The following is a 26,078-nucleotide window of genomic DNA, read 5'->3' on the forward strand; positions in this document are numbered from 1 at the left end:
TCCGATCCTAGAAACCCATCAGGCGTGCATAGCGGTCGCGGTGGAAGCTGGCGCCGCCGAACAGGGCCTCGGTGACGCGGGCGCGCTTCATGTAGAGGCCGGCGTCGTGGGCGTCGGTCATGCCGATGCCGCCGTGCATCTGGACCATCTCGTTGCTGGCCAGATGGACGAGCTCACTGGCCTTGGCCTTGGCGAGGGAGGCCAGCGCCCGGGTGTCGCTGCCAGCATCAAAGGCTTCCAAGGCGGCCTCGACGCACGAGCGGGTGGTCTCGATATCGGTGAACCACTTGGCGGCGCGGTGCTGCAGGGCCTGGAACGTGCCGATGACCTGGCCGAACTGGGTGCGGGTCTTGATGTAGTCCAGGGTGATGTCGAAAGCCGCCGAGGCGCTGCCCAGCATCTCGGCCGCCAGGCCGGCATAGGCGCGATCCAGGACCGGCTCCAGCACGGCCCAGCCCTTGTCGACCTCGCCCAGCGCCGCGTCGGCGCCGACCTCGACGCCGTCGAAGGCGATCCGGGCCACGCCGCGCGAGTCGATCAGGGAAAGGTGCGTGCGGACGACGCCGGGCGCGTCGCCAGCGACCAGGAACAGGGTCAGGCCTTCGGTCGAGCCGACTGCGCCGCCGGTGCGGGCGACGACGATCAGCAGGTCGGCGGCCTCGCCGTCCAGCACGAAGGTCTTGGTCCCGTTCAGTATGAAACCGGAGGCGCTCTTGGTCGCGGTCAGCGCCGTGCGGGCCGGATTGTGGTGCGAGCCCTCGTCGACGGCGAGGGTGGCGACGGCCTCGCCGGTGGCGATCTTGGGCAGCCAGGCCGACTTCTGGGCGTCCGAACCGCCCAACCGCAGGGCCGAAGCCCCGATCAGGGCGGTGGAGAGCAGAGGAGAGGCGGCCAGGGTGCGTCCGGTCTCCTCCAGGATCAGGCCCAGGCCCAGATAGCCGAAGGCCGAGCCGTCATAGTCCTCCGGCACGATCACCCCGGCCCAGCCCATCTGGCCCATCTCGGCCCAGGCGTTGGGATCGAAGCTCTGCTTGGACTTGCCATCGCGCAGCTTGCGCAGGGCGCCGACGGGCGCGCTTTCGCTGGCCCAGCCCTTGGCGGCGTCGCGCAGCATGGTCTGTTCTTCGGTCAGGACGGCCATCAGGCGTGCTCCCTGGATTGATGACGGACGGCCCAGTCGAGGGCCTGTTCCAGACGGTCGTTGCCCCAGAAGAGCTCGCCGTCGGCGGTGAGGAAACTGGGCGCGCCGAACAGGCCGCGCTCCTTGGCCATGCGGACATGGTCCTTGAGCAGGGCCTTGATCGGATCGGACTGAGCGGCGGCCAGGACGTGTTCAGGACCAGCGCCGACCTCGGCGATCAGCGGGGCGAGAACCTCCGGACTGGAGATATCCAGGTCGTCGACGAAGTTGGCCTGGTAGACGGCGCGGCTGAACTGGGGCGTCCAGCCATCCTCCAGCCCGACCAAGGCCACGCGGGCGGCCAGCAGGCTGTTGCGCGGAAACTGGCTGGGGTGAACCAGCGGCAGACCCTGCTGGTCACAGACCCGCTCCAGGTCACGCCACATATACTCGCCTTTCACCGGGAAGACGTTGAAAGGACTGTCTTTCAGCCCCTGCTGCTCATGGAACAGCGGGCCGACGATGAACGGCCGCCAGGCCACGGCCACCCCCTTGTCGCCGGCCAGCCGCTCAATGCGCATGGCCGCCGGATAGGAGTAGGTCGAGGCGAACTCGTACCAGAACTCTAACATGGCCAGAACTCGATCATGGCCCTACTGGTGGTCCAGCAGGCCAAGAACCCGCTTGGCGACGACGTTGAGGTTCACCTCGCTGGTGCCGCCCTCGATCGAGTTGCCCTTGGCGCGGAGCATGGCGCGCGGGGCGGCCAGTTCTTCCGACGCGAAGCCTTCGCCCTCCCAGCCGAGACCCTGCAAGCCCAGCGCCTCAACCAGCAGCTCGGTGCGCTCCTGGTTCATCTTGGCGGCGGCGTACTTGATGATCGAGACGGCGGCGCTGGGGCCCGAACCCTGCTTGGACTCGGCCTCGGCGCGGCGCACGGTCAGCATGAAGGCGTGGGCGTCCATCGAATGGGCGGCCAGACGCGCGCGGAAGTCGCCGTCGGCGATCCGGCCTTCGCCATCGACACCGATCTCCTTCTTGGCCGCTTCGACGGGCGAGAGCCCACCGCCGCCGCCGAAGCCCGAGGCGCTGATGTTCTGGCGCTCGTACTGGAGCAGGCGTTTGGCGATGTCCCAGCCGCCATTCAGCTTGCCGACCAGCTGTACCTTCGGAACCTTCACATTGTCGAAGAAGGTCTCGCAGAAGGGCGAGGAGCCGCTGATCAGCTTGATCGGGCGGGCCTCGACGCCGGGCGAAGTCATGTCGAACAGCACGAACGAAATGCCCTCGTGCTTCTTGCTGGTGTCGGTGCGCACCAGGCAGAAAATCCAGTCGGCTTGATCGGCGTAGCTGGTCCAGACCTTCTGGCCGTTGATCAGGTAGTGGTCGTCCTTGTCTTCGCACTTGGTCTGCAAGGACGCGAGATCGGAGCCGGCGCCGGGTTCGCTGTAGCCCTGGCACCAGCGGATCTCGCCGCGCACGATCTGGGGCAGGAAACGCTGCTTCTGCTCCTCGGTGGCGTATTCCAGCAGGACCGGGCCGAGCATCCAGATGCCGAAGCTCATCAGGGCCGGGCGGGCCTTCAGGCGTCGCAGCTCCTGCTCAAGCACCTTGTTCTGGGCCTTGGAGAGACCGCCGCCGCCATATTCCTTGGGCCACATCGGCGCGGTCCAGCCGCGCTCGGCCATGCGGTCCAGCCACAGTTTGGCGTCGGGGTTCTTCCAGACCATCTTGCGGCCGCCCCACGGGGCTTCGTCCTCGCCCATCGGCGCGTTCAGGGACGGCGGATAGTTGGCCTCGAGCCAGGCGCGGGTCTCGGCGCGGAAGGCGTCGAGCTCGGTTCCCCCGAAATCGGCCATCGTCTCATCTCCCTAAGCGGACGGTTATTGGCCGACACACTACGCCGCCCGGCGACGGCGGCAAGTCGATTCAAACGATCGTTCGCGTCTTGGCTGGCGACCGTGTCACGGTTTGCGCGGTATAGAGAGGCTCGCTGTTGGATCCCGCAGGGGATTCGTCACTTCGGGATCTGGATGTCCTCGACAGTTTTCAGGCCCGCGGCCCTGGCGATCGCCCCGACCCTGGCGGCGATTCTCACCGCGTCGGCTGGCGTCATGCTTCTGGCTTCAGGGGCCACGCCGTCGGAGCCGACCCGGTTCCTGCTGCTGCTGGCCTTCGCGCCGGATCTGCTGATCGAGATCAGTCACTTCTTCTCTTCCATCCTGGGCCTGGTCCTGCTGCTGCTGGCGTTCGGCCTGCGAGCGCGGCTGGGGGCGGCCTGGTGGGCGGCGCTGGCCGTGCTGGCCGCCTCGGCGGTCCTGGCGATCTTCAAGGGTCTGAACTGGGAAGAGACCGCCATGCTGTCGGTGTGCTTCCTGCTCATCCTGCCGTTCCACGACGCTTTTCCGCGCAAGGCGGCCCTGACCAAGATGGAGATCACGCCCGGCTGGCTGCTGTCGGCGGCCGCCGCCATCGTCGGGGCCAGCCTTCTGGGCTGGTGGTCGTTCCACCACACCGAGTTCGCCGACAAGTCCTGGATCCGGGTGCTGCAGGACCATGACGAGGCGGCGCGCGCCATCCGATCCTCGATCGCCGCGGCCATCGCGCTGCTGGCCGTCGGCGTCTGGCGGCTGGTCGCCACCGCCGCCACGCCCGCCGTGGTCGACGACACCGATCCGGACTTCGACCGCGTCCGCGCCATCCTGGCCAAGGCCGAGGACGCCGAGCCGAGCGCCAACCTGGCCTTGCTGGGCGACAAGCGCTTTCTGTTCTCGGCCTCGGGCGAGAGCTTCCTGATGTTCGGCGTGCGAGGGCGGTCGTGGATCGCCCTGGGCGCGCCGGTTGGCAAGGAAGAGGAGCGCATGGAGCTCTTCTGGCGCTTCCGCGAACTGGCCGACGCCCACGCCGCACGGGCCGGCTTCTATGGCCTGGGCCCCGACGACCTGCCGGACTCCGTGGACCTGGGCCTGGCTATCCAGAAGACCGGCGAGAGCGCCGCGGTGCCGCTGGAGGCCTTCAGCCTGGCTGGCCGCCGCCGCGAGGTGCTGCGCCGCAACTGGCGCAAGGCCGGGGAGGGCGGGGCGGCCTTCGAGATCCTGCCGGTCGGCGCCGCCACGGCGATCATGGACGAGCTGAAGGCGATCTCCGACGCGTGGCTCAGCCACCACGCCGGCGGCGAGAAGAGCTTCTCGATGGGCGGCTTCGATCCGCGCTACGTGGCCGAGTTCCCGGTCGCGGTGGTGCGCGGCGAGGAGGGCAAGATCGTCGCCTTCGCCACCCTGTGGCTGACGGCGTGCAAGACCTCGTTCTCGATGGACCTGATGCGCTACTCCGACGAGGCGCCCAAGAACGTCATGGACTATCTGTTCGTCGAGCTGCTGCAGTGGGGCAAGGACGAGGGCTACCAGGCGTTCGAGTTCGGCATGGCCCCGCTGGCGGGACTCGAGGACCGGCCGCTGGCGCCGATCATGTCGCGCGTCGGCCGGCTGCTCTACGAGCGCGGCGAGGAGATCTACAATTTCCAGGGCGTGCGGCGGTACAAGGACAAGTACGATCCCGTCTGGCAGCCGCGCTACATTGCCGCGCCCCACAAATGGGCGATCCCTTTCCTGCTCGCCGACATCGGTCTGTTGTCCTCTGGCGGCATGTCGGGCCTGACCAAGCGGCCCAAGAAAGCCCCAGCGGCGCCTGCGACCTAGTAGCGCTGCTGGTTGCCGGTCTGCACGCCCAGGAGGTTCGCCAGATGCACCAGCATCAGCATCAGGCCGACCACGCAGGCCATCATCAACGGGCGCCACGGAACCATCCGCGGACCCTTTAGGACGTTGATGGGGCGCGCGCCGAGCCACCCGAAGACGAGTGCAAATGCAAGGAACGCAACCGCGGCGGAAATGGTTAGGGGCAGGTCCATGGCCGCTTCTAGGCCTGCGACAATCCGCCTGGCAAATGGTTAACCTGCGTTAACCCTCTTGCGTTTTAACCACGCTACAGAACCTTGGGACTCTGTCCCGATTCCTCCACAGTGAATCGTGCAGCCACTACATCTGGCGTTTTGGTCGCGTTTACACCCCAGGAATCGGTGACTAGCGTTTTCCTCAGATGCGAGGAGATCGATTCGCAATGACTGCGGCGTCGCCATGGAGCGTTAAGGGGATCGACCCCAAGGCACGGGAGGTCGCCAAGGACCTCGCGCGTCGCTCCGGCATGACCCTGGGGGAATGGCTCAATCGCATGATCATCGAGGGTGATGGTCAGGCGGCGGATCAGTTCTCGGACAAGCCCGCGGATCGGGAAGAGGCGCGTAGCCGCGCCTATCTGGAAATCGTCAAGGAAGACGCGCCCCCGCGTATCGAGATCGCCGAGCATCCGGCCGACGAGGTCGGCCGCGTGGCCCTGGCCCTCGACCGGCTGACCCAGCGCATCGAGGCCGCCGAGGGCCGCAACGCCGCCGCCATCTCCGGCATCGACCATTCCGTCCGTGACGCGCTCGCGCGCCTGGGACAGTCGGAGCGTGAACAGATCGCCGTCGCCGCCCGTTTCGAGGGGGCCGTGAACGAACTGAAGACCGAGCAGGCGCGCGCCGCCGAGCGCACGCGCCGCATGGAAGCCGAGGCGGCCGGGCCGCGCTCGGCCGAGGCGCTTCGTGCGCTCGAAGGCGCCTTGGGCAAGGTCGCCAGCCACCTCTATGACGGCGAGGCCCGCACCCGCGAGGCGATCGCCGCATTGGAAGCCCGCGTCAACGCGACGTCGGCGCCGCAGGATCCCACCGCCTTGGTCGACGCCGTCGTGGCGCGCCTCAGCGAACGCTTGGAAGCCGCCGAGACCCGCACCAGCGAGGCCCTGCGCGACATGAGCTCGTCGTTCTCGGCGCTGGACCAGCGTCTGGGCGCGGTCGAGGGCGCCAATCCGGCCGCGGGCGTGCAGGAGCGCCTCGACAGCCTGGCCGTCAGCCTGACCCAGAAGATGGAAGCCGCGCGCCTGGAGATGGCCGCCAAGCTGAAGGAATCCGCCGACGGTCGCTTCGACCGCATGGAGCGCAAGCTGGGCGAGATGGCCGCCCACGTTCAGGCCGCCGAGCAGCGCTCGGCCCAGGCCATCGAGCGCATGGGCCGCGAAGTGGTCGGCGTCGCCGACGCCTTCAATCGCCGCGTCCAGGCGGCCGAGCAGCGCAACGCCACGGCCATCGAGCAGGTCGGCGGCGAGGTGGCGCGCATCGCCGCCAGCGTCGAGCACAAGCTGAACCGCGCCGACAGCGTCCAGGCGCAAGCCCTGGAAAAGCTGGGCGCGGAAATCGCCCGCATCACCGAGAAGCTGGCCGAGCGTATCGGCAGCGCCGAGCGCCGCAACGCCCTGGCCATCGACGATGTCGGCGAGCAGGTCGCCCGCGTCACCGAGCGCCTGAACCAACGCCACGAACGCTCCAGCCAGGAGCTGGTCGACCGCATCCGCCAGAGCGAGGAACGTACGCTCCGCATGCTGGAAGAGGCGCGCGAAAAGATCGACACTCGCCTGCACGACGCCCAGCGCAAGCTGGAAGCCGCGGCGCCGCCGGTCGCGCCCGCTCCCGCGCCGGCCCGTGTCGCGCCGGCCCCGGCGGTCTCGCCGTTCGACGATCCCTATTTCGGGCGGTCCGCCTCGTTCAGCCAGTCGTCTTCGTTCGACGACGATCAGGACGTGTTCGAAGCGCCGGTCGCCCCGTCGCGCGAGCCCAGCTTCGAGATCGCCGAGTTCCCGGCCGCCGAACCGGAAGAGCGCGCCTTCGCGCATGACGACTACGCCCTGGCAGACGGCTTCGAGCCGGAAGCGCCGCGCTACGAGGAGGTCGAGCCCGAGGTCTCCGACTTCGCGCCGGCCCAGCCCGCCCGGCCGATGTCCACCCGCGACATCATCGAGCAGGCCCGCGCCGCCGCGCGCGCCGCCGCGGCCGCCGACGCCAAGGTCGTGGGCAAGGCCAAGCCGGAAAAGAAGGCCAAGACCCCCAAGGCCGCGAAGGGGGAAAAGACCGGAACGCCGCTGTTCAGCGGCTTCGGCTTCGCCAAAAAGTCCAAGAACCGCCTGGGCGCGACCGTCGCCACCGCCGTGATGGTGTTTGGCGGCGCCGGCGCCCTGGGCGCCATGGTCGGCGGATTCATGCTGCTGAGCGCCGACGGCAGCGGGGCGACCCCGACGCGCGTCGCCGACGCCATCGCCGGCCGCAAGTCGGACGTCGAGGTCACTCGCCCGGAAGCCGACACCACGCCGGGCCAGCCGCGCGCCGCCGTGGCCCTGACCGCGGGCGCTGCGCCCGTCCAGGCCGACGCCCCCGTCGCGCCGGTCGCCACCGACAACGCCAAGGCCCTGTTCGAGGACGGGGTCCGCAAGATCGAGACCGGCGACCGCTCGGGCCTCGAGACGCTGCGCAAGGCCGCCAACGGCGGCTATCCCGCCGCCCAGTTCTATCTTTCGAAGATGTATGAGGGCGGCAAGGGCGGCGTGAAGCAGGACATGCCGGAAGCCCGCCGCTGGAGCGAACGCGCGGCCGCCGGCGGCGACCCGCGCGCCATGCACAATCTGGCCCTCTACTATTTCAAGGGCGAGGGCGGTCCGCGCAACTCGACCACGGCGGCGAGCTGGTTCCGCAAGGCCGCCGACACCGGTCTGGTCGACAGCCAGTTCAACCTGGCCCAGCTCTATGAAAGCGGCCTTGGCGTCAGCCAGAATCCGGCCGAGGCCTACAAGTGGTACGTGATCGCCGGCCGTTCGGGCGACGCCACCGCCCGCAGCCGCGCCAACGCCTTGCGCTCTCAACTGACGGCCGAGGCCCAGCAGACCGCCGACCGCTCGGCCTTGGCCTTCCGTCCGCAAACCCAGACCCAGACGGCCAGCCTGACCGCATCGGCTCCGGCCGCTAACGCCAACCTCGGCATGGCCCAGAAAGTGCTGTCGCAACTCGGCTACTATCAAGGTCCGCGCGACGGCGTCGCATCGCCGGCCCTGCGCATGGCCATCGCCGCCTACCAGCGCGACCAGGGCCTGCCGGCGTCGGGTGCGATGGACGGCGAGACCCTGAACCGTCTGTCGGTTTACGCCCGCTGACCACTGTGCGTTGACGCAACCGCGCCCACCCGGCAATCAGGGATCTCTCTGACGTCGAGAGGGTCGCGCGCGCCTTGCACTTCTACCTGCCCATCGCCGAGGTGTCGGTGAACGCGCTGCTGCTGGTGGTGCTGGGCGGGCTCGTGGGCTTCATCTCAGGCATGTTCGGCATCGGTGGCGGCTTCCTGATGACGCCGGTGCTGGTGTTCATGGGCATCCCCCCGGTCGTGGCCGTGGCCAGCGAGGCCAACCACGTCGCCGCCTCGTCGGTCTCCAGCGTCATCGCCTATAGCAGGAAGCGGTCCGTCGACTTCCGGATGGGCGGGGTGCTGGCCTGTGGCGGGGCGATCGGCTCGTTCATCGGGGTCGAGGTGTTCCGCTGGCTGCGCCTGATCGGCCAGGCGGACTTCGCCGTGTCGCTGTCCTACCTGCTGTTCCTGGGCGTCATCGGCGGGCTGATGCTGACGGAGTCGGTGGGGACGATCCTGCGCCGCCGGAGCGGTCAGCCGCCCAAGCCGCGCCGCGACCGGCGGCCCGCGCTGCTCTACGCCCTGCCGTTCAAGGTGCGTTTCCCGCGCTCGCGGCTTTATATCAGCGTCATCCCGCCGATTCTGCTGGGCGTGTTCGTCGGCATTCTATCGGCGGTGATGGGCGTCGGCGGCGGCTTCATCCTGGTGCCGGCCATGATCTATCTGCTGCGCATGCCCGCGCCCGTGGTGGTGGGCACCAGCCTGTTCCAGATCGTCATCACCACCTCGCTGACCAGCGTGTTGCAGGCCGGCCGCAACCAGACGGTCGACATCGTGCTGGCCACTCTGCTGTTGATCGGAGGGGTGATCGGGGCGCAACTGGGCGCCCGGGCCTCGGGGCGTTTCCGCGCCGAGGAGTTGCGGGCGCTCCTGGCCCTGCTGGTGCTGCTGGTCGGCCTGCGCATGGGCGCGGACCTGTTCATCAAGCCCGAGGAAGCCTTCGTCCTGATGACCGGGGCGACGCGATGATCCCGCTCGTCGAAGCGCCGCCGGCGCCTCCCCTCGTTCTGGCGCCGCCCGCGCCGGCGGTTTCCGCCGCCCTGACCGACACCGAGATTCGCGTCAGCTCCGGCTTCCGGGGCGCTCGGATCGTGCTCTACGGCGCGGTCTTCGATCCCAAGGACCGGCCCAGCGACATCGTCGTCATCGTCCGCGGTCCCGATCAGCCGCTGCGCATCGCCCGCAAGACCCAGGTGGCGGGCCTGTGGCTGAACAGCCGTCCCGTGGTGTTCCGCGGCGCGCCGGGATTCTACCGCGTGGCCTCCACCCGCGAGCTTCAGGAGATCGCCGGCTTCGCGCCGCTGCGCCATCTGGGGGCGGGGCTGGAGCACCTGGCCATCGCCGCGCCGCTGGAGCAGCGGGTCGAGACCACTTATGGCGTTCGCGACGTGGTGGTCAGCCGCTTGGGCGCGGACTATCTCGACTGGCGGCGCGCCGTGGTGCGCCTGAAGGAGAAGGCCGGCCTCTACGCCGCCGACCCGCGAGGCGTCCGGTTCGTCGACAAGGGCCTGTTCCGCGCCCAGTTGGACTTGCCAGCCGAGGCCCCGATCGGCCAGTACACGGCCCGCATCGTGCTTTTCCAGGACGGCAAGCCGGTGTCGATCCGCGACCGCGCCCTGGTGGTCGAGAAGGCCGGCGCCGAGCGGGCGCTCTATGTGTTCGCCAAAGATCGTCCGTGGACCTATGGGCTCGTGTCGGTAATAGTCGCGCTCGGGGCAGGGTGGGCGGCTTCGGTCGCCTTCCGAAGGAGTTGAGTCATGAACGAGTCCGCGGGCGAGCGGACGCCGGTTCCGCCGGCGGTATGGGTCTTTGGTCTATCGACCCTCATTCCCTTCTTCGTTTCGTCGGTGCTGTTCTGCTATGGCCCCGACAGCATCCAGAGGTCGTCGCTGATCGCGCTGCTGTCCTATTCGGCCGCCATGGTCTCGTACTTCGGCGGCGTGCGGACGGGGCTGGAGATCGAGAACCCCAGTCCGCGCTGGTCGGTGCTGGGCATTTCGCTGCTGTTTCCCCTCGCGGGCTTTGGCCTTTTGCTGGGCGAGCTGAAGTTCGATCCGGCCTGGCAGCTGTCGGGCTTCCTGCTGGTCTTCCTGCTGCAATGGGTTTGGGACGTCACCGACCACGACGGCCCAACCTGGCGTCCGCGGATGCGCACCCTGTTGACCGCCGGCGCGGCCATCTCCCTGGCCTTCGCGCTGGAGCAGGCGCTGCATATGTGACCTGTCCGCGGCCGCTCAGTCCGGCCGCAGCGACTTCCGGCCCACCGCGTGGACCCGCTTGGGGCCCAGCGCGCCGGCCAGCAGCGGACCGGCGAACAGGTTCGAGAACGCCTCGTCCAGAATGTTCAGCCCGCCGGTGAAGGCGCCGAACGCCGGGAGCACCAGCCTCTGGCCGTCGGTGACGAAGCAGCGGCGGCGCGTCGTGGCGCGGCCGCTGGTGATCTTGGCCGCCGGATGCAAGTGGCCAGCGACCTCGCCCAGCTGGACGCCAGGGACTGGCTCGTGGCGCAGGGTCAGGCCGGCCACGGCCGCCTCGTCGACGATGTCGCCGGGCAGGACCTTCGGCCCGTCGGCGTCGTGGTTGCCCACCGCCCAGACCAGCTCGCGGCCGACTGCCAGGCCTTCCAGCCGTCGATAGTCGTCCGCCGCCAGCCGGGACTCGCCGCCGCCGTCATGGAAGCTGTCGCCGAGGAAGATCAGAGCCGCGGGCGAGAGCAGGGCGATCTCACGGTCCAGGCGGTCCAGGGTCTCGCGGGTGTCGTAGGGCGGCAGCATCTGGCCGAAGCGCGCGGCGTAGCTGCTGCCCTTCTCGAAGTGCAGGTCGGCGACCACCAGCGTGCTCTCGCGCTCCAGCCACAGGGCGCCGGACCAGCGCAGCATGACCTCGACATTGGCCAGGCCGACCCGCAGGCCGCCGCAGAGGGAGGGTTCGAAACGCGTCACGACATGGCCTCGGCGATCAGGTCTTCCTCGGCCTCGGCCAGGATCATCTCGCCCGCGGCGTCGCCCGGCGCACGCTCGCGGCCGATCTCCAGCATGATCGGAACGGCGAAGGGCGAGACACGATCCAGCCGGACGTGGCGGATATGGCCCTGCACGCGGGTCAGCATGTCGCCCAGGCGGGCGATGTCGAGCATGCCGGTGGCGGCGTCATGGCGCGCGCAGCGGAGCATCAGATGGTCGGGTTGGTGTTTGCGCAGCACGTCGTAGATCAGGTCGGTTGAGAAGGTCACCTGTCGCCCTGACTTCTCGGCGCCCGGGTGGCGGCGCTCGATCAGCCCGGCGATCAGGGCGCAGTGCTTGAAGGCCCGCTTCATCATGAAGCTCTCGTCCAGCCAGGCCTCCAGGTCGTCGCCGAGCATGTCCTGGGCGAACAGTTCGTCGAGATCCAGACCGTCCATCGGTCGCAGCGACCAGATATTGAGAGCGTAGTCGTTGCAGACGAAGCCTAGCGGCCCGACGCCCAGGCGGTCCAGTCGCCGGGTCAACAGCATGGCCAGGGTGGTGTGGGCCAGCCGGCCGTCGAACGGATAGCAGACCAGGTGGAAGCGCTTGCCGCGCTGGAAGGTCTCCAGCAGCATCTCGCCATCGCCCGGAATGGCCGAGCGGACCTTCTGCCAGCTCAGCCACTCCTGGACGTCGGCGGGCAGGGCGGCCCATTCGCGCTCGTCGTGCATCATCTGGCGCACGCGGCTGGCCAGATAGGTGGATAGCGGAAACTTAGAGCCGCCCCAGCTGGGCATCTTCGGATCGTCGTTGGGGGCGGGCGAGACGAAGGCGTCGGCGCCGACCAGGCTGTTGTAGCGCCAGACCTGCCCGGCGAAGACGAAGGTGTCGCCCGGCGTCAGCTGCTCGAAATAGCCTTCCTCGGCCTCGCCGATCTTGCGGCCGCCCATAGGTCTTTTGCCGCCGCCGATGCGGATGTTGATCATGCCCGGCGACACGATGGCGCCGACATTCATCCGGTGCTGCTGGCGGGCCTGGGCGTTGCGCGCGGTCCACAGGCCGTCGGCGTTCTGCACGATGCGGCGGAACTTGTCATAGGTGCGCAGGGCGTAGCCGCCCGTCGAGACGAAGTCGACGACGGTCTCGAAGTCTTCCCAGGAGAGCTCGGCGTAGGGGCCGGCCGAGCGGACCTCGTCATAGAGCTCGGTCAGCTTGAAGGGCTCCGAGCACGCGCAGCCCATGACGTGCTGAGCCAGGACATCCAGCGCGCCGACCCGCGGCGGGTCGCCGTCCAAATGGTTCTCCAGGATGGCGTCGGCGGCGGCGCGGCACTCCAGCATCTCGAAGCGGCTGGCGGGCACGAACAGGGCGCGGCTGGGTTCGTCCAGGCGGTGGTTGGCGCGCCCGATCCGCTGCACCATCCGCGAGGCCCCCTTGGGCGCGGCCAGCTGGATGACGAGATCGACGTCGCCCCAGTCGATGCCCATGTCCAGGGTCGAGGTGCAGACCACGGCCCGCAGCGCGCCCCGCGTCATGGCCGCCTCGACCTTGCGCCGTTGCTCGGCCGACAGGCTGCCGTGGTGCAGGGCGATCGGCAGGTCGTCCTCGTTCAGCTCCCACAGGCGCTGGAAGGCGAACTCGGCCTGGAAGCGGGTGTTGACGAAGATCAGCGCCGTCTTCGACGACTTGATGATCTCGTAGACCTCGGCCATGGCGTGCTCGGCCGTGTGGCCGGCCCAGGGGACGCGGCCGCCGGAGACCAGCACCTCGACAACAGGCTGGGCGCCGCCGGAGCCGAGGACGAGGTCGATACTGTCGCGGCCGCTGTCGCCCAGCCACCTCCTCACCAGGTCCGGATCATCCACCGTCGCCGACAGCCCCACCCGTCGCATCGACGGCGCGAACTGCTGCAGGCGCGCGAGACCCAGCGCCAGCAGGTCGCCCCGCTTGCTCGGCCAGATCGCGTGGGCCTCGTCGATGATCACGCAGCGCAGGTCGCTGAAGTATTCGCGCGCGCCTTCCCAGGCGCAGAACAGGGCCAGTTGTTCGGGCGTGGTCAGCAGGATGTCCGGCGGTCTCACCCTCTGGCGGGCCTTGCGGGCCTCGCCGGTGTCGCCCGTGCGGCTCTCGGCCACAATCTTCAGGCCCATCTCGCGTATGGGGGTCAGGAGGTTGCGCTCGACATCGACGGCCAGGGCCTTCAGCGGCGAGATGTAGAGGGTATGCACCCCCGCTGGCGTGTTACGCGGCGGGCGCTCGGACAGCTCGATCAGGCTGGGCAGGAAGCCGGCCAGGGTCTTGCCGCCGCCGGTCGGGGCGATCAGCAGGGCGCCGCGTCCCTCGCGCGCCTTCTCCAGCATGGCCAGCTGATGCTCGCGCGGGCTCCAGCCGCGGGCGGCGAACCAGTCTCGAAACCTGGGAGGAAGGGCGTCAGCCGCGAGCATTGACCGCGATATAGCATGTTCCCCTTCTGTTTCATCTGTCTTTTGAACCCGTATCGGGCGAGTCCGGTTGCGCGGGGCCGAGCGCGCGGTTGTCTGCCTTGACGCCCCGGCCGCCGATGCGACGATCCGGGACGGTGGGGACCTGATGCGCACCAGAGTGCTGCCCGCGATGTTGGCCTTGGCGTTGTCGCCGTCCTTATCGATGGGCGGCGGCGCGGCTTTCGCGCGGGTCGATGGCGCCGCCGAAGCCAAGGCGGCCTTCGCCGCGACTCTGAGGAGCGCCCAGGACGGCGACGCCACGCGCTATGTCGACCTGGCCAAGCTGTACCTGGACGGCGAAGGCGTCGATCGCGACGTGACCCAGGCCCTGGCCTGGCTGCGCAAGGGCGTGGCCGGCGGCGATCCCGACGCCATGGTCGAGCTCGGTAATATCTATTTCGATGGCGCTGACGGGGTGAAGATCGACCGCCGCGCCGCCATGAAGCTCTACGCCCAGGCCGCCCGGTTGGGCGATCCCAATGGGATGTACAATCTCGGCGTCGCCTACGAAGGCGGCGAGGGGCTGCCCGAGAACCCGCGCCTGGCGCTGGCCTGGTACCTGAAGGCCGCCGCCGCCGGGTCCGCGCGCGGCTATTATAGCGCCGGCGAGGCCTATCTGGACGGCGATGGCGCGCCGGTCGACACGGCCAAGGGCGTGGCCCTGCTGCGCAAGGCGATCGAGATGGGCTCGCCCGACGCCATGAACGAGATGGGCCGGCTGCATTCGGAGGGGACGGGCGTGCGCCTCGACCCCGCCGAGGCCCTGAAGTTCTACCGCGCCGCCGCGGCCAACGATCTGGCGGCCGGCATGGCGAACCTGGGCGTCGCGCACCACAACGGCGAGGGCGTTCCCGTCAACTACACGGAGGCCATGCGCTGGTTCCAGATGGCGGCCGATCGGGGCTATCTGGAGGCCTGGTACGACCTCGGCGTCATGTGCGAGCGCGGGCAGGGCATCAAGGCCGACGATGACCTGGCGCTACGGATGTATCGCAAGGCGGCCGAGAGCAAGGACGCCGACCTGCGCCAGAAGGCCCAGAAGGCGATCAACCGCCTGCAGGGCGTCGACGACGATGACGAGGTGCCTGTCGTCTGAGGCGCTAGGGAAGCGCTTGTTCTTATTCTGTTTCGTCGCGGTTTCTGCTAACGGAGTCGGGTGACCGCTTTCCCGCCGACTCTGGATCTCGCCCCCGCGCTCGTCGTGCTGCCGGGGCCGCGCGCGGGCGTGGCCGACGGGGCGGGCGAGGGGCGGATGCTGCGCCCGCCGGACGCCCGCGACCTCTTTGAGCACGGTCCTGTGCTGGTGGCCCACGCGGCGATGACCGCCCGCCGCCTGAACCTGTCGCCGCCCTCGCGCCACGCCCGCCTGTTCGACGTGCTGGAGCTCTATGCCTTCGTCCGGCCGGCGACCTTCTGCGCCCCGTCGGCCGTGGGTCTGGCCATGGCGCTGGGGTTGCGTGAACCGCATGGCGCCGCGGAGCAGGCCCAGAGTCTGCGCGAGAGCGCCGACGCCCTGTTGCGCGATCTGGCCCTGGCGCCTGTCCCGTCGCGCGAAGAAGCCCTGGCCGTCGCCGAGACCCTGGCCAAGGCCGGCTGGTCGTGGGGCCCCGCCGTGATCGGCGCGCTGCGCTCGGTTCAGGCCGGCAACCAGTTTCGCGGCTCGGGCCTCGATGTCTGGGCGCGTCTGGCCGAGTGGGAAGACCAGGCCCCGCCCGGCGAGCCCGGCTCGCGGCCGATCGATCCCGAACGCGCCGGCGAGCGCCTGGCCGAGCTGCTGAAACGCTCCGGCCTGGATGAGGTGCGCGAGGCCCAGGTCACCTTCGCCAAGGAGGCGGCCTTCGCCTTCCAGCCCCGCGAGCGCGAGGGCGAGCCGCGCATGATGCTGGCCGAGGCCGGCACCGGCGTCGGCAAGACGCTCGGCTACCTGGCGCCCGCCTCGCTGTGGGCCGAGGCCAACGGACCGTCGGTCTGGGTCAGCACCTACACCCGCGCCCTGCAGCGCCAGATCGAGCGCGAAAGCCGCTCGATCTATCCCGACCCCAAGGAGCGGGCCAGGAAGGCCGTCGTTCGCAAGGGGCGTGAGAACTATCTCTGCCTGCTGAATTTCCAGGAGCAGATCAACGGCGCCCAGCTGGGCAATGGCGATCTGATCGGCCTGGCGCTGACGACCCGGTGGGCGCGGGCGACCCGCGACGGCGACATGACCGGCGGCGACTTCCCCGCCTGGTTGCCGACGCTGTCGGCGGTGCCGCCGTCGGCCCAGGCCAGCCCGTCGAACCTGGTCGATCGGCGCGGCGAGTGCATCCACGCCGGCTGCCAGCACTATCGCATCTGCTTCGTCGAGAAGGCCGTGCGGGCGTCCAAGCGCGCCGACATCGTCATCGCCAACCACGCCCTGGTCCTGACCCAGGCCGCCTTCGACGGCGCGCGAACGGCGCGGGGCCTGAAGGGCGACAACGAGACCACCAGCCTCAAGCGCATCGTCTTCGACGAGGGCCACCACCTGTTCGAGGCCGCCGATAGCGCGTTCTCGGCCGCCCTGTCCGGCGCCGAGGCCGCCGAATTGCGCCGCTGGATCCGCGGGCCCGAGGGGCGCGGTCGGCGCGGCCGGGGGCTCGAGGCGCGCCTGCTCGACATCCTCGGCGACCGCGAGGGCGCGCGCGGGGCGATGACCCAGGCCCTGCACGCCGCCGCCGCCCTGCCGGGCGAAGGGTGGTCGGGCCGGGTGGCGCCGCCGGATGGCCAGATCAACCCGATCGGGCCGATCGAGAACTTCCTGGTCGCGGTAATCGAGCAACTGCGGGCCCGCGTCGGCGAGCGGGTCGGCGGCGCGGATCTGGGCCTGCAATGCGACGCTCGACCCGCCACCGATCTGGTCCGCGAGCGCGCGCCGGAGGCCGCCAAGGCCCTGGCCGCCATCGAGGCCCCGCTGCTGGCTCTGGCTCGGGCGCTGGAGGATGTGCTGGACGAGGACGCCGAGCACCTGGGGCCCTCCGAACGCGCCCGGATCGAAGGCGCGCTGCGCGGTCTGGACCGCCGCGCCCGCATGACCCTGCCGGCCTGGCGCTCGATCCTGAAGGCGATCGAGGACGACGACGTCGAGCCCAGCGAGACCGATCCGGACTTCGTCGACTGGTTCGAGGCCACGTTCCTGTACGGTCGCGTGGTCGACGCCGCCTGCCGCCGCCACTGGGTGGACCCGACCGAGCCGCTGCGCGCGGCGGTGCTATCGCCGGCCCACGGGGTGCTGGTGACCAGCGCCACCCTGGTCGACCCGGCTCTGGAAGATCCGTTCGCCCTGGCGGAGATGCGGACCGGCGCGGCCCGCCTGCCGACCGCGCCCAAGGTGCTGCGGCTGGTCTCGCCGTTCGACTACGAGAACAACGCCAAGGCCTATGTCGTCACCGACGTGAACAAGGAAGACCCACGCCAGGTCTCGGCCGCCATGCGCGAGCTGTTCCTGGCCGCCGGCGGCGGCGGGCTTGGCCTGTTCACCGCCATCCGCCGGCTGAAGGCCGTGCACGAGCGCATCGCCGCCCCGCTGGCCGACCAGGGGCTGGCCCTTTACGCCCAGCACGTCGATCCGCTGGAGGTGGGCGCGCTGGTCGACATCTTCCGGGCCGAGGAGGACGCCTGCCTGCTCGGCACCGACGCCATCCGCGACGGGGTGGACGTGCCGGGGCGCTCCCTGCGTCTGCTGGTCTTCGACCGGGTGCCGTGGCCGCGTCCGGACGTGCTGCACAAGGCCCGCCGCCTGCGTTTCGGCGGCAAGGGCTATGACGACGCCGTGGCCCGCGCCCGCATCAGCCAGGCGTTCGGCCGCCTGATCCGCCGCGCCGACGACAGGGGCGTGTTCGTCATGCTGGACGCCGCTGCGCCCACGCGGCTGTTCTCCAGCCTGCCCGAGGGGGTGACCCTGGAGCGGGTCAGCCTGGTCGAGGCGATCGAGGCCACGGCCGCTTTTCTGGCCAAACAAGGCGCCTGAAGACTTCGCCCTGACTCAAAGCCGTCGAATTTCTGCAATCGACGGAGCCTAGAAGCCCTCCTCGGGGATAGGCGTAGGAGCGTACCGATGATCAGACCCGCCGACCCCGCGATCGATGAAGCCGCCGCCCCCTCGCGGGCTCGATCCGCCCGCGCCCTGGTTCAGGCGGTCCGTTGGCGCACAGGCTTGAGCCAGGCCGACTTCGCGCGCAGCTTCCACATAGATCGGAAGCTGCTGGAAGACCTGGAGCACGGCGACGTCCGCCCCGACGCCGCCCTGACCGCCTACCTCCGCGTCATAGACCACGCCCCCGACGTGGTGCGCGAGGCGCTGGAGCGCTCGGATCTGTAGCGCGGTCTTCGCGTCCGTCAGCCCGCCGCGGACGTAGCTGCTCCAGGCAAGGAGCGGACACATGCGGCGATGGATGGTGATGGCGGGGATGGCGTGGGCCCTGAGCGGTTCCGCCCACGCTTTCGAACTGACGGCCAAGGCCCAGGCGGCCCTCGCCAAGGGGGAGGCCCATGCAGAGGTGACGCCTGATCCCGACGGCGTTTCAGGGCGCGTGCGGGCGGTGATCGACATCGCCGCGACGCCCGAGAGGGTCTGGGCGATCATGACCGACTGCGCCACGGCGGGGCGGATGATCACCAACCTGGCCAGCTGTCGCATCGTCTCGGGCGACCAACGCAGGGGCTGGGACATCCGCGAGCACGTCACGCGTCGCACCTTCGTCTTTCCGGGGATGCGGATCGTGTTCCGCTCCGACTACGAGCCGGTCAGCCGGATCCGCTTCCACCTCGTGGAGGGGGACCTGAAGGTCGAGCAAGGCGAGTGGCGGCTGCAGCCGCTGGACGGTGGGCGCGGCACGCGGGTGTTCTACGACAACCGCCTGGCGGTCGACTGGCCCGTCCCCAAGGCCATGATGCGCGAGGCGCTGCGCAAGGACACGCCGAAGGTCCTGATGAACCTCCGGCGCGCCTGCGAGCAGGGTTAGGCGACGTCGACATATTTGATCAGCGTGGCCATGTTGGCGATGAACGCGGCGGTCGAGACGCCGATCTTCGGGTTCGGATCGGGATAGGGCGAGGTATCGTACTTGTCGCCGACCTTGGTCTCCGAGAAGTCGCCCGGCGTCGGCTCGGCCGGAGGCTCGCCGGCATAGGGGTGGCTGGTCGAGGTCAGGGGCGTGGGCCACCAGCCTTCGGCGTTGAGCTCCACGGTCAGCTTGGCGACCTTGTCGGCGTCGGCCGACACGGCCTTGGGGGCGGAGCTGGACAGGTCGCCGCCGACCGACAGGTCCTCGACCGAGATGTCCTTGACCATGAAGTATTTGGGCAGCGGACGCTGGCCCTTCAGCGGCGAGTGCTTGCTGGCCTCTTCCGGCGGCGTGGCTTTCAGCGTCTGGTAGCGGGCGCGCAGGCCCTTCACATCCACGTTCCGGAACGACGAGTAGTGGGTGACCGTGTTGTGCGGGTTCTCGTCGGTGAAGTAACGGCCGCTGACCACGTTCGAGCCGGCGCGATGCACGTACAGCGGTCGGCCGTTGCCGATCTGGATGAAGGTCGGATAGCGCGGCTTGCCGGGCATGACGTCGTCGGGCAGTCGCACGGAGTCCAACCAGTCCAAGGCCTCGGGCACCCGGGTCAGGTACTTCGGGTCGCCGGTCAGCTGGTAGAAGGTCATCATCTGCGACAGGCAGCTGGCCGTGGCGTGGGTGGCGAACGCCTTGGGCTCGTAGGTGCGGGCGCCGGCCGGCTTCAGGTCGGCTACGGTGTGCTGCAGGCCCCAGGCCGGTTGCGGCTGTGGCTGTTGGCAGGCGATGTAGCAGTCCATGGCGCGGCGGATCGGCTCCAGGACGCTCTTATCGCCCAGGGCCTGGTAGACCATGATCAGGAACTCGATGTTCTCGCCGATCACATCGTCATTGAAAGTGATGAAGCTGGTGTAGTCCGGGTTGCCGTGGTGGTGGAACTCGTTCTTCAGCGGATAGCGCTGCGGCCAGCCGCCGACGGGATACTGGCTCTCCAGCACGAACTTCAGGGCCTTCTCGAAGGCGGCCTTGTACTTCGGATCCTTCTTTTCGACGTACATGCGCAGCATGAACTTGCAGCACTCGGCAGTGCCTTCGTCGTCGAAGGTGCAGTTGCCGTAGTAGTGCTGGAATTCCTCGAGGCGCCAGCCGTTCTTGCCGATCGTGTCGTACCACCGCTTCAGCGAGGCCTCGCCGGCGAAGTCGCCGATATAGTTCCAGCCGCCGGCCGGGTTCTGGATAGCGATCAGGGCGTCGGCGGCCTTGCGGGCGGCGTCGTAGTAATATTCGTCCCGGGTGGCGTGATAGGCGTCGAGGAACAGGTGACCGACCGTGCCGGTGCCGGGCGGCTGCACCCAGATCATCGTCGGAAAGGCTTCCATCTCGCCCCAGCGACGCGACAGGTCGGCCGAGTAGGACCAGACATAGCCGCCCTTGTAGGCGGCCTTCTCGACCATGAACCTGGCCGCCTTCTTCATGGTCCCCAAGGCGTCCGCCTTGGTCGGCGCGGCCAGGGCCTTCAGCGGCAGGCCCGCGGCGGCGAAGGCGGCGGCCGTGGTGGCCATCAGGCGGCGACGGGAGAGGGGGGAGAGCGGCATGCGGGACTCCGGATGAGGCGGAGCCGTCGACGATCGGAAAGCCGCTAGAGCCTGTTTGGACAGGTTCCATCTCAAAGCCTGGAGCGTGATAGGCGCCGAAATCGGCATCCATTTTCGACTGTCGCGCTAGACGGCTTTTGGCGTTTCTCCCGGCCATGATGGCTCCGTCGTCTGATGCAACGGTTTCAGTTAACATGCTACCGGTGTCATAGCTTTTGGCTACCCACTTTTTGCGACGAGTTCTCTCATTCTGGGATGGCCGCGTCAGTGCGCCGCGGCCCGGCTCAAACCCCTTTTGTGCAAAGGATTTCAAGCCCCGTAGCGTCCCCGAAATGGGGCCTGCGACAGGTCGACGCGTTGCCTAAGGATCCGCGTTCGGCGAAAGCAATGGCGCCAGTTTACGAGGCGACGCCGCTGCGCTCGATGTCAGCGCGGCCGACGCCGTCCTGTTGGGGAACAGGACGACACCCCCGGACCTTCCAAGTCCGGGGGTGTTTTCATTCGCGCGTCATGCTTGCGAATTTAACATTCTGTGACAATTGGGCGCACGCAAAACGATGGTTAATGAACGGTGTGCGTCCAGCGGTCGCATGGTGGCTCTGTTCATGTCCTGTAAATGTTCGCCCCATGGGGAACAGCAACGATCATCTCAGCGAAGCCGAGCGTCTCGAGCGACAAGCCGAGATCGCCGAGACTGCTCATGTCCGGGCGGCGCTGCTGCGCATGGCCCAGGCTTCGCGCGGCGCGGCGGCCCTCCTGGGGCTGTTCGAAGCCTCGCGCGAAGACGGCCAGCCCTCGATTATGCGCTAATATCCTCGAGGCAGACCGCCACGCAGCGCTTGGCCAACTCTTCCGTCGCATCGAGGAAGGGAACCGACAGGTCGGCCGCGCTCAGCACCAGCGGCACTTCCGTACAGCCCGCCACCACGCTCTGCGCGCCCTTGCCGACCAGGCGGTGGGCAAGGGCGGCCATGGTCTCGCGCGAGTCCGGGCCGACGTGGCCCTGCTTGATGCGATAGAGCAGGGCCATGAACTCGACCTGCTCGTGGTCGTCCAGCATCACCACCTCCAGGCCCATATGCGAGAAGCGGTCGCGATAGAGGCCGAGCGCCAGACCGGTGCCCAGCACGCCGACGACGCCGGCGCCCTTGGCCTGGGCGGCCAGGCCCGCCGTCTCCAGCATGTCGACCAGCGGCAGACCCGAGGCGCGAACCGCGTCTGCATAGGCATGGGCGGTGTTGCAGGCGATGGCCAGCACCTGGGCCCCGCCGTCGCGCAGGCCCGCCGCCATGGCGGCCAGCACGGGGCCGGGGTCCGAGGCGCTGACATTGCGGTCCGGCACCTTGGGATTGATGTCGACCAGCACCCGTAGGTGGTCCTGCTCGCGCTTGACCGGCGTGGCGGCCTGCAGCTTGGCGAGGAAGTCCAGGGTCGCCGCCGGGCCCATGCCGCCCAGCACCCCCAAGACCTTGCTCTGGGGACTCTTGCTCATCGGAGGGCGGGCTCCAGCACGGACTGATAGCCGAACAGGCCCTGGGCGCCGCCGGTGTGCAGGAACACCACCCGCTCGTTCTTGAACGCGCCTTTGGCGGCCTGGTCGATCAGGCCTTTCAGCGCCTTGCCCGAATAGACCGGATCGAACAGCAGGCCCTCGGTCCGAGCCGCCAGGGCCAGGGCGTCGATCACGCCCTGATCGACCAGGCCATAGCCCTCGCCTACATAGTCGCAGTCGGCCACGACCATCTCGCGATTGACGCGGCCGGCCGCGCCGATCTTCTCGGCGGTGGCGAGCGCCAAGTTGAAGACGTTCTCCTCCTGCTTGGGCTTGGGGGCGCGCACGCCGAAGCCCAGGATCGGGATGTCGACCGACAGGGCCGCGAAGCCCGCCACCAGGCCCGCGTGGGTGCCGGCGCTGCCGGTCGCCGTGACCAGGCGGTCGATCTTCAGGTCCATCCCGTCGGCCTGGACCACCAGTTCACGGGCGCAGTCGACATAGCCCAGCGCGCCGACCGTATTCGAGCCGCCACCCGGGATGACATAGGGCTTGCCGCCGCGCTGGCGGACGCTGTCGGCGGTGGCTTCCAGCTCGGCGACCATGTCCGCGCCGCCGGGCACGTAGCGGATCGCCGCGCCCAGCAGCTTGTCGAGCAGGACATTGCCGTTGCCCATGTAGTCGCTGGCCTTGGAGCCGGTGCGTTCTTCCAGGATCACTTCGGTCCTGAGGCCAAAGCGGGCGCCAGCGGCGATGGTCTGGCGCACGTGGTTGGACTGCACCGCGCCTTGCGTGACCAGCGTGTCGGCGCCCTGGGCTAGGGCCTCGCCGAGCAGGAACTCCAGCTTGCGGGTCTTGTTGCCGCCGCCAGCCAGGCCGGTGCAGTCGTCGCGCTTGACCCAGAGGTCGATCCCGAGCGCCGCGCCCAGGCGGGGCAGCGGCTCCAGCGGGGTCGGCAGGTGGGCGAAGCGGGCGCGGGGGAAGCGGGCGAGGTGCATGAGCGGAAGTCCCTGACGGAGTCGCCGCCTCTGTTAGCACGACCCGCCCCCGATGCGATGGCGCCGCTTCGAGCCGCCGCGCGACGGTGCTATGATCGCCGCATAAGCGGCCGGCCAGAGAGACCGGCCCGATGGGAGGAAGACATATGCGAGCGATCCCTGTCGCCGCCCTCTGCGCTACGGCCATGCTGGCCGCCGCCGGAGCCGCTGGCGCTTCGAACCTGATCATCGGCGGCGGTTCCGCCCAGGAATGCTCCGACGCGGCGGAAAAGGGCCGCACGGACAACCGCGCCGTCCTGGCCTGCACCACCGCCCTTGAGGTCGAGACTTTGAGCTTCCGCGATCGCGCCCGGACCTATGTGAACCGCGGCGTCCTGCAGATGCGCCAGCGTCAGTTCGACGCCGCTCGCGCCGACTTCGACCAGGCCTCGGCCATCGATCCGAACCTGGGCGAGGCCTATGTGAACCGCGGGGCGACCTTCGTCGGCGAGGAGCGCTATCGCGAGGGCGTGGAACAGATCGACAAGGGCCTTTCCATGGGCGTAAGGGCGCCGGAAAAGGCCTTCTTCAATCGCGGCCTGGCCAATGAAGGGCTCGGCGACCTGACCGCGGCCTATAATGACTATTCGCGAGCGGCCCAGTTGAAGCCCGATTGGCCGGCGCCGAAGACCGAACTCGCGCGTTTCACGGTCAAGCGGCCCTGACGCGCGGCGCGTCGTCGGCTCGCCCCGTTTGTAGGAGCATCCCGATGACGCGCACGGTTCTTTGGCTCACGATAGGCTTGGCGGCGCTGGGCGGCGCGGCCCAGGCCCAGACGACCCTGCGCGACATCCAGGCGCGCAACGCCGCCGCGCAAGCGGTCGACGACGTGCGGCGCGACATGCTGTCGAACCAGATCGACGCTTCGAACGCCAACGAGCGGGCCAGGACCCAGGTGATCCTGCGCGACCTCAACGATCAGCGAAGCGGGACCCTCCCGCCGCGCGACGACGCCGCGCGCCGTGACGCGGAGCTTTCAGCTTCGATCAGCCGCATGGAACGCTTGACGCAGGACGCTCTGGACCAGAGCAATGCGCGCATGCGGGCGATCAAGCCCGCCAGCCAACCGAACTGAGCGAGGACGGCATGGAGTGGGAAGGCGGACGTCGGTCCGGCAATATCGAGGATCGGCGCGGTCTGGGGCCTGTCGGCATCGCTGGCGGCGGCATCGGCGCGGTGGTGCTGGCCGCCATCGGCTATTTCGTGTTCGGTATCGATCCGCGCACCACCATGGAAGCGACGCAGGGCCTGCAGCAACCCGCCCAACAGGAGGGGACGCGCGGCCAGGTGTCTGATCGCGAGGGCCAGTTCATCGATGTGATAGAGACATCGAACCGCGAGGTCTGGACACCGATCTTCCGCAACGAGGGCGTCGACTACCGGCCGCCCGAGGCCATCGTGCTCTATAACCAGGCCACCGGCACGGGCTGCGGCACGGGCCAGTCGGCCATGGGGCCGTTCTATTGTCCGGCCGACCAGAAGGTCTATCTGGACCTGTCGTTCTGGCAGGAACTGGAAGGCCGCTTCGGGGCGAAGGGCGAGTTCGCGCGCGCCTATGTCGTCAGCCACGAGATCGGCCACCACGTGCAGCACCTGCTGGGCGCGGACCAGCAGGCCCGCCGCCTGGGCGCGCGGGGCGAAGAGAGCGGCTCGGTAAGGCTCGAACTGCAGGCCGACTGCTATGCCGGCGTCTGGGCGGCCCACGCGGGCGAGGCCTCGGGCGGCAAGATCGTCATCAACCGCGCCGACATCCAGGACGGCCTGGGCGCCGCCGCCGCGGTGGGCGACGACACCATCCAGAAGCAGACCCAAGGCCAAGTCGTGCCCGACAGCTTCACCCACGGCAGCAGCGCCCAGCGGATGCGCTGGTTCACGCGCGGCTACGACCAGGGCGATCCGTCGGCCTGCGACACCTTCTCGGCCAGCCGGCTTTAAGGCCTACTTCTTCGGGGCGTAGGCGATCAGCTGGATCTCGACGATCCCGCCGGCGGGCAGCAGACCGCTGGTCCCGACGGCGGTCCAGGCCGGGTTTGGACCCTTGATGAACTCGCTTTTGACGGCGTTGATCATGGCCAGCTGCTCCCATCGCGGGGCGGGCTGATCGGGCCCCTCCCAGACGTGGAAGCTGTTGATCATCACCACGTCGTCGAAGGTGGCGCCCGAGGCCTTCAACGTGTTGTCCAGGGCGACGAAGGCGCGGCGGACCTGCCGCTTGAACGACTCCGGGTCCGTGCCCTCGTCCTTGGCGCGCCCGGCGACCGCGCCCGAGACGTAGAGCATGTCGCCGGCCCGGCGGGCGGGGGCGTACTTGAACTCGTCATAGGACTTCTGGTGACGTTCGGACGGGATGATCACCTCGCCGCCCGAGGACGGGATCGTCTTGGGATAGGTCTCCTGCGCCAGGGCGGGCGTGGCGATCAGGGCGCAGAGGATGGGCAAGGCCAGGCGGCGGAAGGTCATGGGGGATCTCCATGGAACGCGGGTCTCCGGATCGCGTGACCGGCCGCCGGCCGCAAGTGAATTAACCGTCACCCGGCGGCGCGGATGATCAGATCCACGATCGCCTTGGGATGCGAGATCATCGACACGTGGCTGGACGGCAGCTCGATGGTCGTCGCTTTCATGCGCTTGGCCAGGAACCGCTCGAGGTCCGGGCTGGTCGTCTGGTCGTTGGCCGAGACGGCGTAGAAGCTGGGCTTGTCGCGCCAGGCCGCCACGGTGGTCCGGCCGGCGAACAGGTTGGCGGCGATCGGCTGCTGGGTCGCGAAGAGCGCCAGGGCGCGGGCCGGTTCGACGTCGCCGGCGAAAAAGCGGACGAAGGCGTCCTGGGTCAGCCATGAATAGCCGTCGGTCGTCACGACTCCGGCCCGCACCGGCATGGTCGGATAGGTCGCAGCCAGGGCGTTGAAGTCCTCGCCGGCGTCTGGCGCGCGGGCGGCGACATAGACCAGGGCCGTGACCTTGGGGTCGACGCCGGCCTCGGTGATCGGCACGCCGCCCCACGAGTGGCCGACCAGCACGGTCGGGCCGTCCTGCCGCGCGAGGACCCGCCGGGTGGCCGCCACGTCGTCGGCCAGCGAAGTGAGGGGGTTCTGCACCGCCGTGACGTTGAAGCCCTTGGCCTGTAGCGAAGGGATCACCTCGTTCCAGCACGAGCCATCGGCCCAGGCTCCGTGAACCAGAACAATGTTTTTCGCCGGTGTTCGAGCCAGGGCCGGCGTGGCGAGGCCTGCGGCGAGCGCGCCCAGTAGGACGGCGCGGCGATTGGGGATGGCGTTCATGAGT

General features: G+C 69.1%; 24 protein-coding genes. 13 read left to right on the plus strand and 11 right to left on the minus strand.

Going from position 1 to position 26,078, the window contains the following annotated elements:
- Window positions 1–7: 7 nt before the first annotated feature.
- Genes EIK80_RS08370 through EIK80_RS08380 form a run of 3 tightly spaced genes read right to left on the minus strand, consistent with a single transcriptional unit; the run spans window position 8 to window position 2,979 of the window.
- A complete protein-coding gene (locus tag EIK80_RS08370; RefSeq protein ID WP_125156497.1) occupies window positions 8–1,141 on the minus strand; it encodes an acyl-CoA dehydrogenase family protein in 1,134 nt (377 codons plus the stop codon).
- Complete coding sequence (locus EIK80_RS08375; RefSeq protein ID WP_125156498.1) at window positions 1,141–1,752, minus strand: 2-hydroxychromene-2-carboxylate isomerase; 612 nt, start codon at window positions 1,750–1,752, stop codon at window positions 1,141–1,143. The genes EIK80_RS08370 and EIK80_RS08375 overlap by 1 nt, the downstream gene beginning before the upstream one ends.
- A 21-nt stretch (window positions 1,753–1,773) precedes the next feature.
- A complete protein-coding gene (locus EIK80_RS08380; RefSeq protein ID WP_125156499.1) occupies window positions 1,774–2,979 on the minus strand; it encodes an acyl-CoA dehydrogenase family protein in 1,206 nt (401 codons plus the stop codon).
- A 174-nt stretch (window positions 2,980–3,153) separates the two neighbouring features.
- Here EIK80_RS08380 and EIK80_RS08385 point away from each other — a divergent pair, with 174 nt between their 5' ends.
- Window positions 3,154–4,818: a bifunctional lysylphosphatidylglycerol flippase/synthetase MprF gene (locus EIK80_RS08385; protein WP_125156500.1), complete on the plus strand. Its 1,665-nt coding sequence runs from the start codon at window positions 3,154–3,156 to the stop codon at window positions 4,816–4,818.
- Here the strand turns inward: EIK80_RS08385 and EIK80_RS08390 are convergent.
- On the minus strand, window positions 4,815–5,030 hold the full coding sequence (locus EIK80_RS08390) for a hypothetical protein (RefSeq protein WP_125156501.1): 216 nt from the start codon (window positions 5,028–5,030) through the stop codon (window positions 4,815–4,817). The two genes, EIK80_RS08385 and EIK80_RS08390, sit on opposite strands and share 4 nt — an antisense overlap.
- Window positions 5,031–5,239: 209 nt before the next feature.
- On the opposite strand from EIK80_RS08390, the gene EIK80_RS08395 reads away from it, so the two are divergent.
- From EIK80_RS08395 to EIK80_RS08410, 4 genes are all read left to right on the plus strand, one after another.
- Window positions 5,240–8,194: an SEL1-like repeat protein gene (locus tag EIK80_RS08395; protein ID WP_125156502.1), complete on the plus strand. Its 2,955-nt coding sequence runs from the start codon at window positions 5,240–5,242 to the stop codon at window positions 8,192–8,194.
- Window positions 8,195–8,268: 74 nt separating this feature from the next.
- On the plus strand, window positions 8,269–9,192 hold the full coding sequence (locus tag EIK80_RS08400) for a sulfite exporter TauE/SafE family protein (RefSeq protein WP_125156503.1): 924 nt from the start codon (window positions 8,269–8,271) through the stop codon (window positions 9,190–9,192).
- Window positions 9,189–9,977, plus strand: coding sequence for a TIGR02186 family protein (locus EIK80_RS08405; RefSeq protein ID WP_125156504.1), 789 nt, complete (start codon window positions 9,189–9,191; stop codon window positions 9,975–9,977). Before EIK80_RS08400 ends, EIK80_RS08405 begins: the two co-directional genes overlap by 4 nt.
- A gap of 3 nt (window positions 9,978–9,980) precedes the next feature.
- Window positions 9,981–10,442 (plus strand): DUF3429 domain-containing protein, encoded by a 462-nt coding sequence (locus EIK80_RS08410; protein ID WP_125156505.1) that lies wholly within the window; start codon window positions 9,981–9,983, stop codon window positions 10,440–10,442.
- Window positions 10,443–10,457: 15 nt separating this feature from the next.
- Here EIK80_RS08410 and pdeM read toward each other — a convergent pair whose 3' ends face one another.
- A complete protein-coding gene (gene pdeM / locus EIK80_RS08415; RefSeq protein WP_125156506.1) occupies window positions 10,458–11,165 on the minus strand; it encodes a ligase-associated DNA damage response endonuclease PdeM in 708 nt (235 codons plus the stop codon).
- On the minus strand, window positions 11,162–13,612 hold the full coding sequence (locus tag EIK80_RS08420) for a ligase-associated DNA damage response DEXH box helicase (RefSeq protein WP_125156507.1): 2,451 nt from the start codon (window positions 13,610–13,612) through the stop codon (window positions 11,162–11,164). The genes pdeM and EIK80_RS08420 overlap by 4 nt, the downstream gene beginning before the upstream one ends.
- A 145-nt stretch (window positions 13,613–13,757) precedes the next feature.
- Here EIK80_RS08420 and EIK80_RS08425 point away from each other — a divergent pair, with 145 nt between their 5' ends.
- The 4 genes from EIK80_RS08425 to EIK80_RS08440 all read left to right on the plus strand — a co-directional run bounded on the left by EIK80_RS08425 (window position 13,758) and on the right by EIK80_RS08440 (window position 18,630).
- Window positions 13,758–14,747 (plus strand): tetratricopeptide repeat protein, encoded by a 990-nt coding sequence (locus tag EIK80_RS08425; protein ID WP_125156508.1) that lies wholly within the window; start codon window positions 13,758–13,760, stop codon window positions 14,745–14,747.
- Window positions 14,748–14,807: 60 nt separating this feature from the next.
- Window positions 14,808–17,636 carry an ATP-dependent DNA helicase gene (locus EIK80_RS08430; protein ID WP_125156509.1) on the plus strand — a complete coding sequence of 943 codons (2,829 nt, stop codon included), beginning with the start codon at window positions 14,808–14,810 and terminating at the stop codon, window positions 17,634–17,636.
- 87 nt (window positions 17,637–17,723) lie between these two features.
- The gene (locus tag EIK80_RS08435) at window positions 17,724–17,987 is read left to right on the plus strand and encodes a DNA-binding transcriptional regulator (RefSeq protein WP_125156510.1); all 264 of its coding nucleotides are present in this window, start codon (window positions 17,724–17,726) and stop codon (window positions 17,985–17,987) included.
- Between the two features lie 61 nt (window positions 17,988–18,048).
- On the plus strand, window positions 18,049–18,630 hold the full coding sequence (locus EIK80_RS08440) for an SRPBCC family protein (protein WP_125156511.1): 582 nt from the start codon (window positions 18,049–18,051) through the stop codon (window positions 18,628–18,630).
- Here the strand turns inward: EIK80_RS08440 and EIK80_RS08445 are convergent.
- The gene (locus tag EIK80_RS08445; RefSeq protein WP_125156512.1) at window positions 18,627–20,264 is read right to left on the minus strand and encodes a pectate lyase; all 1,638 of its coding nucleotides are present in this window, start codon (window positions 20,262–20,264) and stop codon (window positions 18,627–18,629) included. The two genes, EIK80_RS08440 and EIK80_RS08445, sit on opposite strands and share 4 nt — an antisense overlap.
- A gap of 627 nt (window positions 20,265–20,891) precedes the next feature.
- On the opposite strand from EIK80_RS08445, the gene EIK80_RS08450 reads away from it, so the two are divergent.
- Entirely contained in the window at window positions 20,892–21,074 is a 183-nt protein-coding gene (locus tag EIK80_RS08450; protein WP_125156513.1) for a hypothetical protein, read from the plus strand.
- On the opposite strand, the gene EIK80_RS08455 is transcribed toward EIK80_RS08450, so the two are convergent.
- Complete coding sequence (locus EIK80_RS08455; protein WP_125156514.1) at window positions 21,064–21,756, minus strand: aspartate/glutamate racemase family protein; 693 nt, start codon at window positions 21,754–21,756, stop codon at window positions 21,064–21,066. The genes EIK80_RS08450 and EIK80_RS08455 overlap by 11 nt on opposite strands.
- Window positions 21,753–22,754 (minus strand): D-cysteine desulfhydrase, encoded by a 1,002-nt coding sequence (locus EIK80_RS08460; RefSeq protein ID WP_125156515.1) that lies wholly within the window; start codon window positions 22,752–22,754, stop codon window positions 21,753–21,755. Before EIK80_RS08460 ends, EIK80_RS08455 begins: the two co-directional genes overlap by 4 nt.
- Before the next feature lie 146 nt (window positions 22,755–22,900).
- Between EIK80_RS08460 and EIK80_RS08465 the strand changes: the two genes are divergently transcribed.
- From EIK80_RS08465 to EIK80_RS08475, 3 genes are read left to right on the plus strand one after another with little or no spacing between them, the layout of a single operon-like run.
- Window positions 22,901–23,458, plus strand: coding sequence for a tetratricopeptide repeat protein (locus EIK80_RS08465; RefSeq protein WP_125156516.1), 558 nt, complete (start codon window positions 22,901–22,903; stop codon window positions 23,456–23,458).
- Window positions 23,459–23,502: 44 nt separating this feature from the next.
- Window positions 23,503–23,868 carry a hypothetical protein gene (locus EIK80_RS08470; RefSeq protein WP_125156517.1) on the plus strand — a complete coding sequence of 122 codons (366 nt, stop codon included), beginning with the start codon at window positions 23,503–23,505 and terminating at the stop codon, window positions 23,866–23,868.
- An 11-nt stretch (window positions 23,869–23,879) separates the two neighbouring features.
- Window positions 23,880–24,728 carry a neutral zinc metallopeptidase gene (locus EIK80_RS08475; protein ID WP_125156518.1) on the plus strand — a complete coding sequence of 283 codons (849 nt, stop codon included), beginning with the start codon at window positions 23,880–23,882 and terminating at the stop codon, window positions 24,726–24,728.
- Between the two features lie 3 nt (window positions 24,729–24,731).
- Here the strand turns inward: EIK80_RS08475 and EIK80_RS08480 are convergent, their stop codons facing one another.
- Window positions 24,732–25,253: a RidA family protein gene (locus EIK80_RS08480; protein WP_125156519.1), complete on the minus strand. Its 522-nt coding sequence runs from the start codon at window positions 25,251–25,253 to the stop codon at window positions 24,732–24,734.
- A 68-nt stretch (window positions 25,254–25,321) separates the two neighbouring features.
- The gene (locus tag EIK80_RS08485) at window positions 25,322–26,074 is read right to left on the minus strand and encodes an alpha/beta hydrolase (RefSeq protein ID WP_125156520.1); all 753 of its coding nucleotides are present in this window, start codon (window positions 26,072–26,074) and stop codon (window positions 25,322–25,324) included.
- Between the last annotated feature and the right edge of the window lie 4 nt (window positions 26,075–26,078).

The sequence above is a fragment of the Caulobacter sp. 602-1 genome, assembly GCF_003931565.1.
Classification (GTDB): Bacteria; Pseudomonadota; Alphaproteobacteria; order Caulobacterales; family Caulobacteraceae; genus Caulobacter.

What these genes read in the sequence shown, in the direction of transcription:
- EIK80_RS08370 (WP_125156497.1), bottom strand. Translation starts at nt 1,141, where the DNA reads ATGGCCGTCCTGACCGAAGAACAGACCATGCTGCGCGACGCCGCCAAG.
- EIK80_RS08375 (WP_125156498.1), bottom strand. Translation starts at nt 1,752, where the DNA reads ATGTTAGAGTTCTGGTACGAGTTCGCCTCGACCTACTCCTATCCGGCG.
- EIK80_RS08380 (WP_125156499.1), bottom strand. Translation starts at nt 2,979, where the DNA reads ATGGCCGATTTCGGGGGAACCGAGCTCGACGCCTTCCGCGCCGAGACC.
- EIK80_RS08385 (WP_125156500.1), top strand. Translation starts at nt 3,154, where the DNA reads ATGTCCTCGACAGTTTTCAGGCCCGCGGCCCTGGCGATCGCCCCGACC.
- EIK80_RS08390 (WP_125156501.1), bottom strand. Translation starts at nt 5,030, where the DNA reads ATGGACCTGCCCCTAACCATTTCCGCCGCGGTTGCGTTCCTTGCATTT.
- EIK80_RS08395 (WP_125156502.1), top strand. Translation starts at nt 5,240, where the DNA reads ATGACTGCGGCGTCGCCATGGAGCGTTAAGGGGATCGACCCCAAGGCA.
- EIK80_RS08405 (WP_125156504.1), top strand. Translation starts at nt 9,189, where the DNA reads ATGATCCCGCTCGTCGAAGCGCCGCCGGCGCCTCCCCTCGTTCTGGCG.
- EIK80_RS08410 (WP_125156505.1), top strand. Translation starts at nt 9,981, where the DNA reads ATGAACGAGTCCGCGGGCGAGCGGACGCCGGTTCCGCCGGCGGTATGG.
- EIK80_RS08420 (WP_125156507.1), bottom strand. Translation starts at nt 13,612, where the DNA reads ATGCTCGCGGCTGACGCCCTTCCTCCCAGGTTTCGAGACTGGTTCGCC.
- EIK80_RS08425 (WP_125156508.1), top strand. Translation starts at nt 13,758, where the DNA reads ATGCGCACCAGAGTGCTGCCCGCGATGTTGGCCTTGGCGTTGTCGCCG.
- EIK80_RS08435 (WP_125156510.1), top strand. Translation starts at nt 17,724, where the DNA reads ATGATCAGACCCGCCGACCCCGCGATCGATGAAGCCGCCGCCCCCTCG.
- EIK80_RS08440 (WP_125156511.1), top strand. Translation starts at nt 18,049, where the DNA reads ATGCGGCGATGGATGGTGATGGCGGGGATGGCGTGGGCCCTGAGCGGT.
- EIK80_RS08445 (WP_125156512.1), bottom strand. Translation starts at nt 20,264, where the DNA reads ATGCCGCTCTCCCCCCTCTCCCGTCGCCGCCTGATGGCCACCACGGCC.
- EIK80_RS08450 (WP_125156513.1), top strand. Translation starts at nt 20,892, where the DNA reads ATGGGGAACAGCAACGATCATCTCAGCGAAGCCGAGCGTCTCGAGCGA.
- EIK80_RS08455 (WP_125156514.1), bottom strand. Translation starts at nt 21,756, where the DNA reads ATGAGCAAGAGTCCCCAGAGCAAGGTCTTGGGGGTGCTGGGCGGCATG.
- EIK80_RS08460 (WP_125156515.1), bottom strand. Translation starts at nt 22,754, where the DNA reads ATGCACCTCGCCCGCTTCCCCCGCGCCCGCTTCGCCCACCTGCCGACC.
- EIK80_RS08465 (WP_125156516.1), top strand. Translation starts at nt 22,901, where the DNA reads ATGCGAGCGATCCCTGTCGCCGCCCTCTGCGCTACGGCCATGCTGGCC.
- EIK80_RS08470 (WP_125156517.1), top strand. Translation starts at nt 23,503, where the DNA reads ATGACGCGCACGGTTCTTTGGCTCACGATAGGCTTGGCGGCGCTGGGC.
- EIK80_RS08475 (WP_125156518.1), top strand. Translation starts at nt 23,880, where the DNA reads ATGGAGTGGGAAGGCGGACGTCGGTCCGGCAATATCGAGGATCGGCGC.
- EIK80_RS08480 (WP_125156519.1), bottom strand. Translation starts at nt 25,253, where the DNA reads ATGACCTTCCGCCGCCTGGCCTTGCCCATCCTCTGCGCCCTGATCGCC.
- EIK80_RS08485 (WP_125156520.1), bottom strand. Translation starts at nt 26,074, where the DNA reads ATGAACGCCATCCCCAATCGCCGCGCCGTCCTACTGGGCGCGCTCGCC.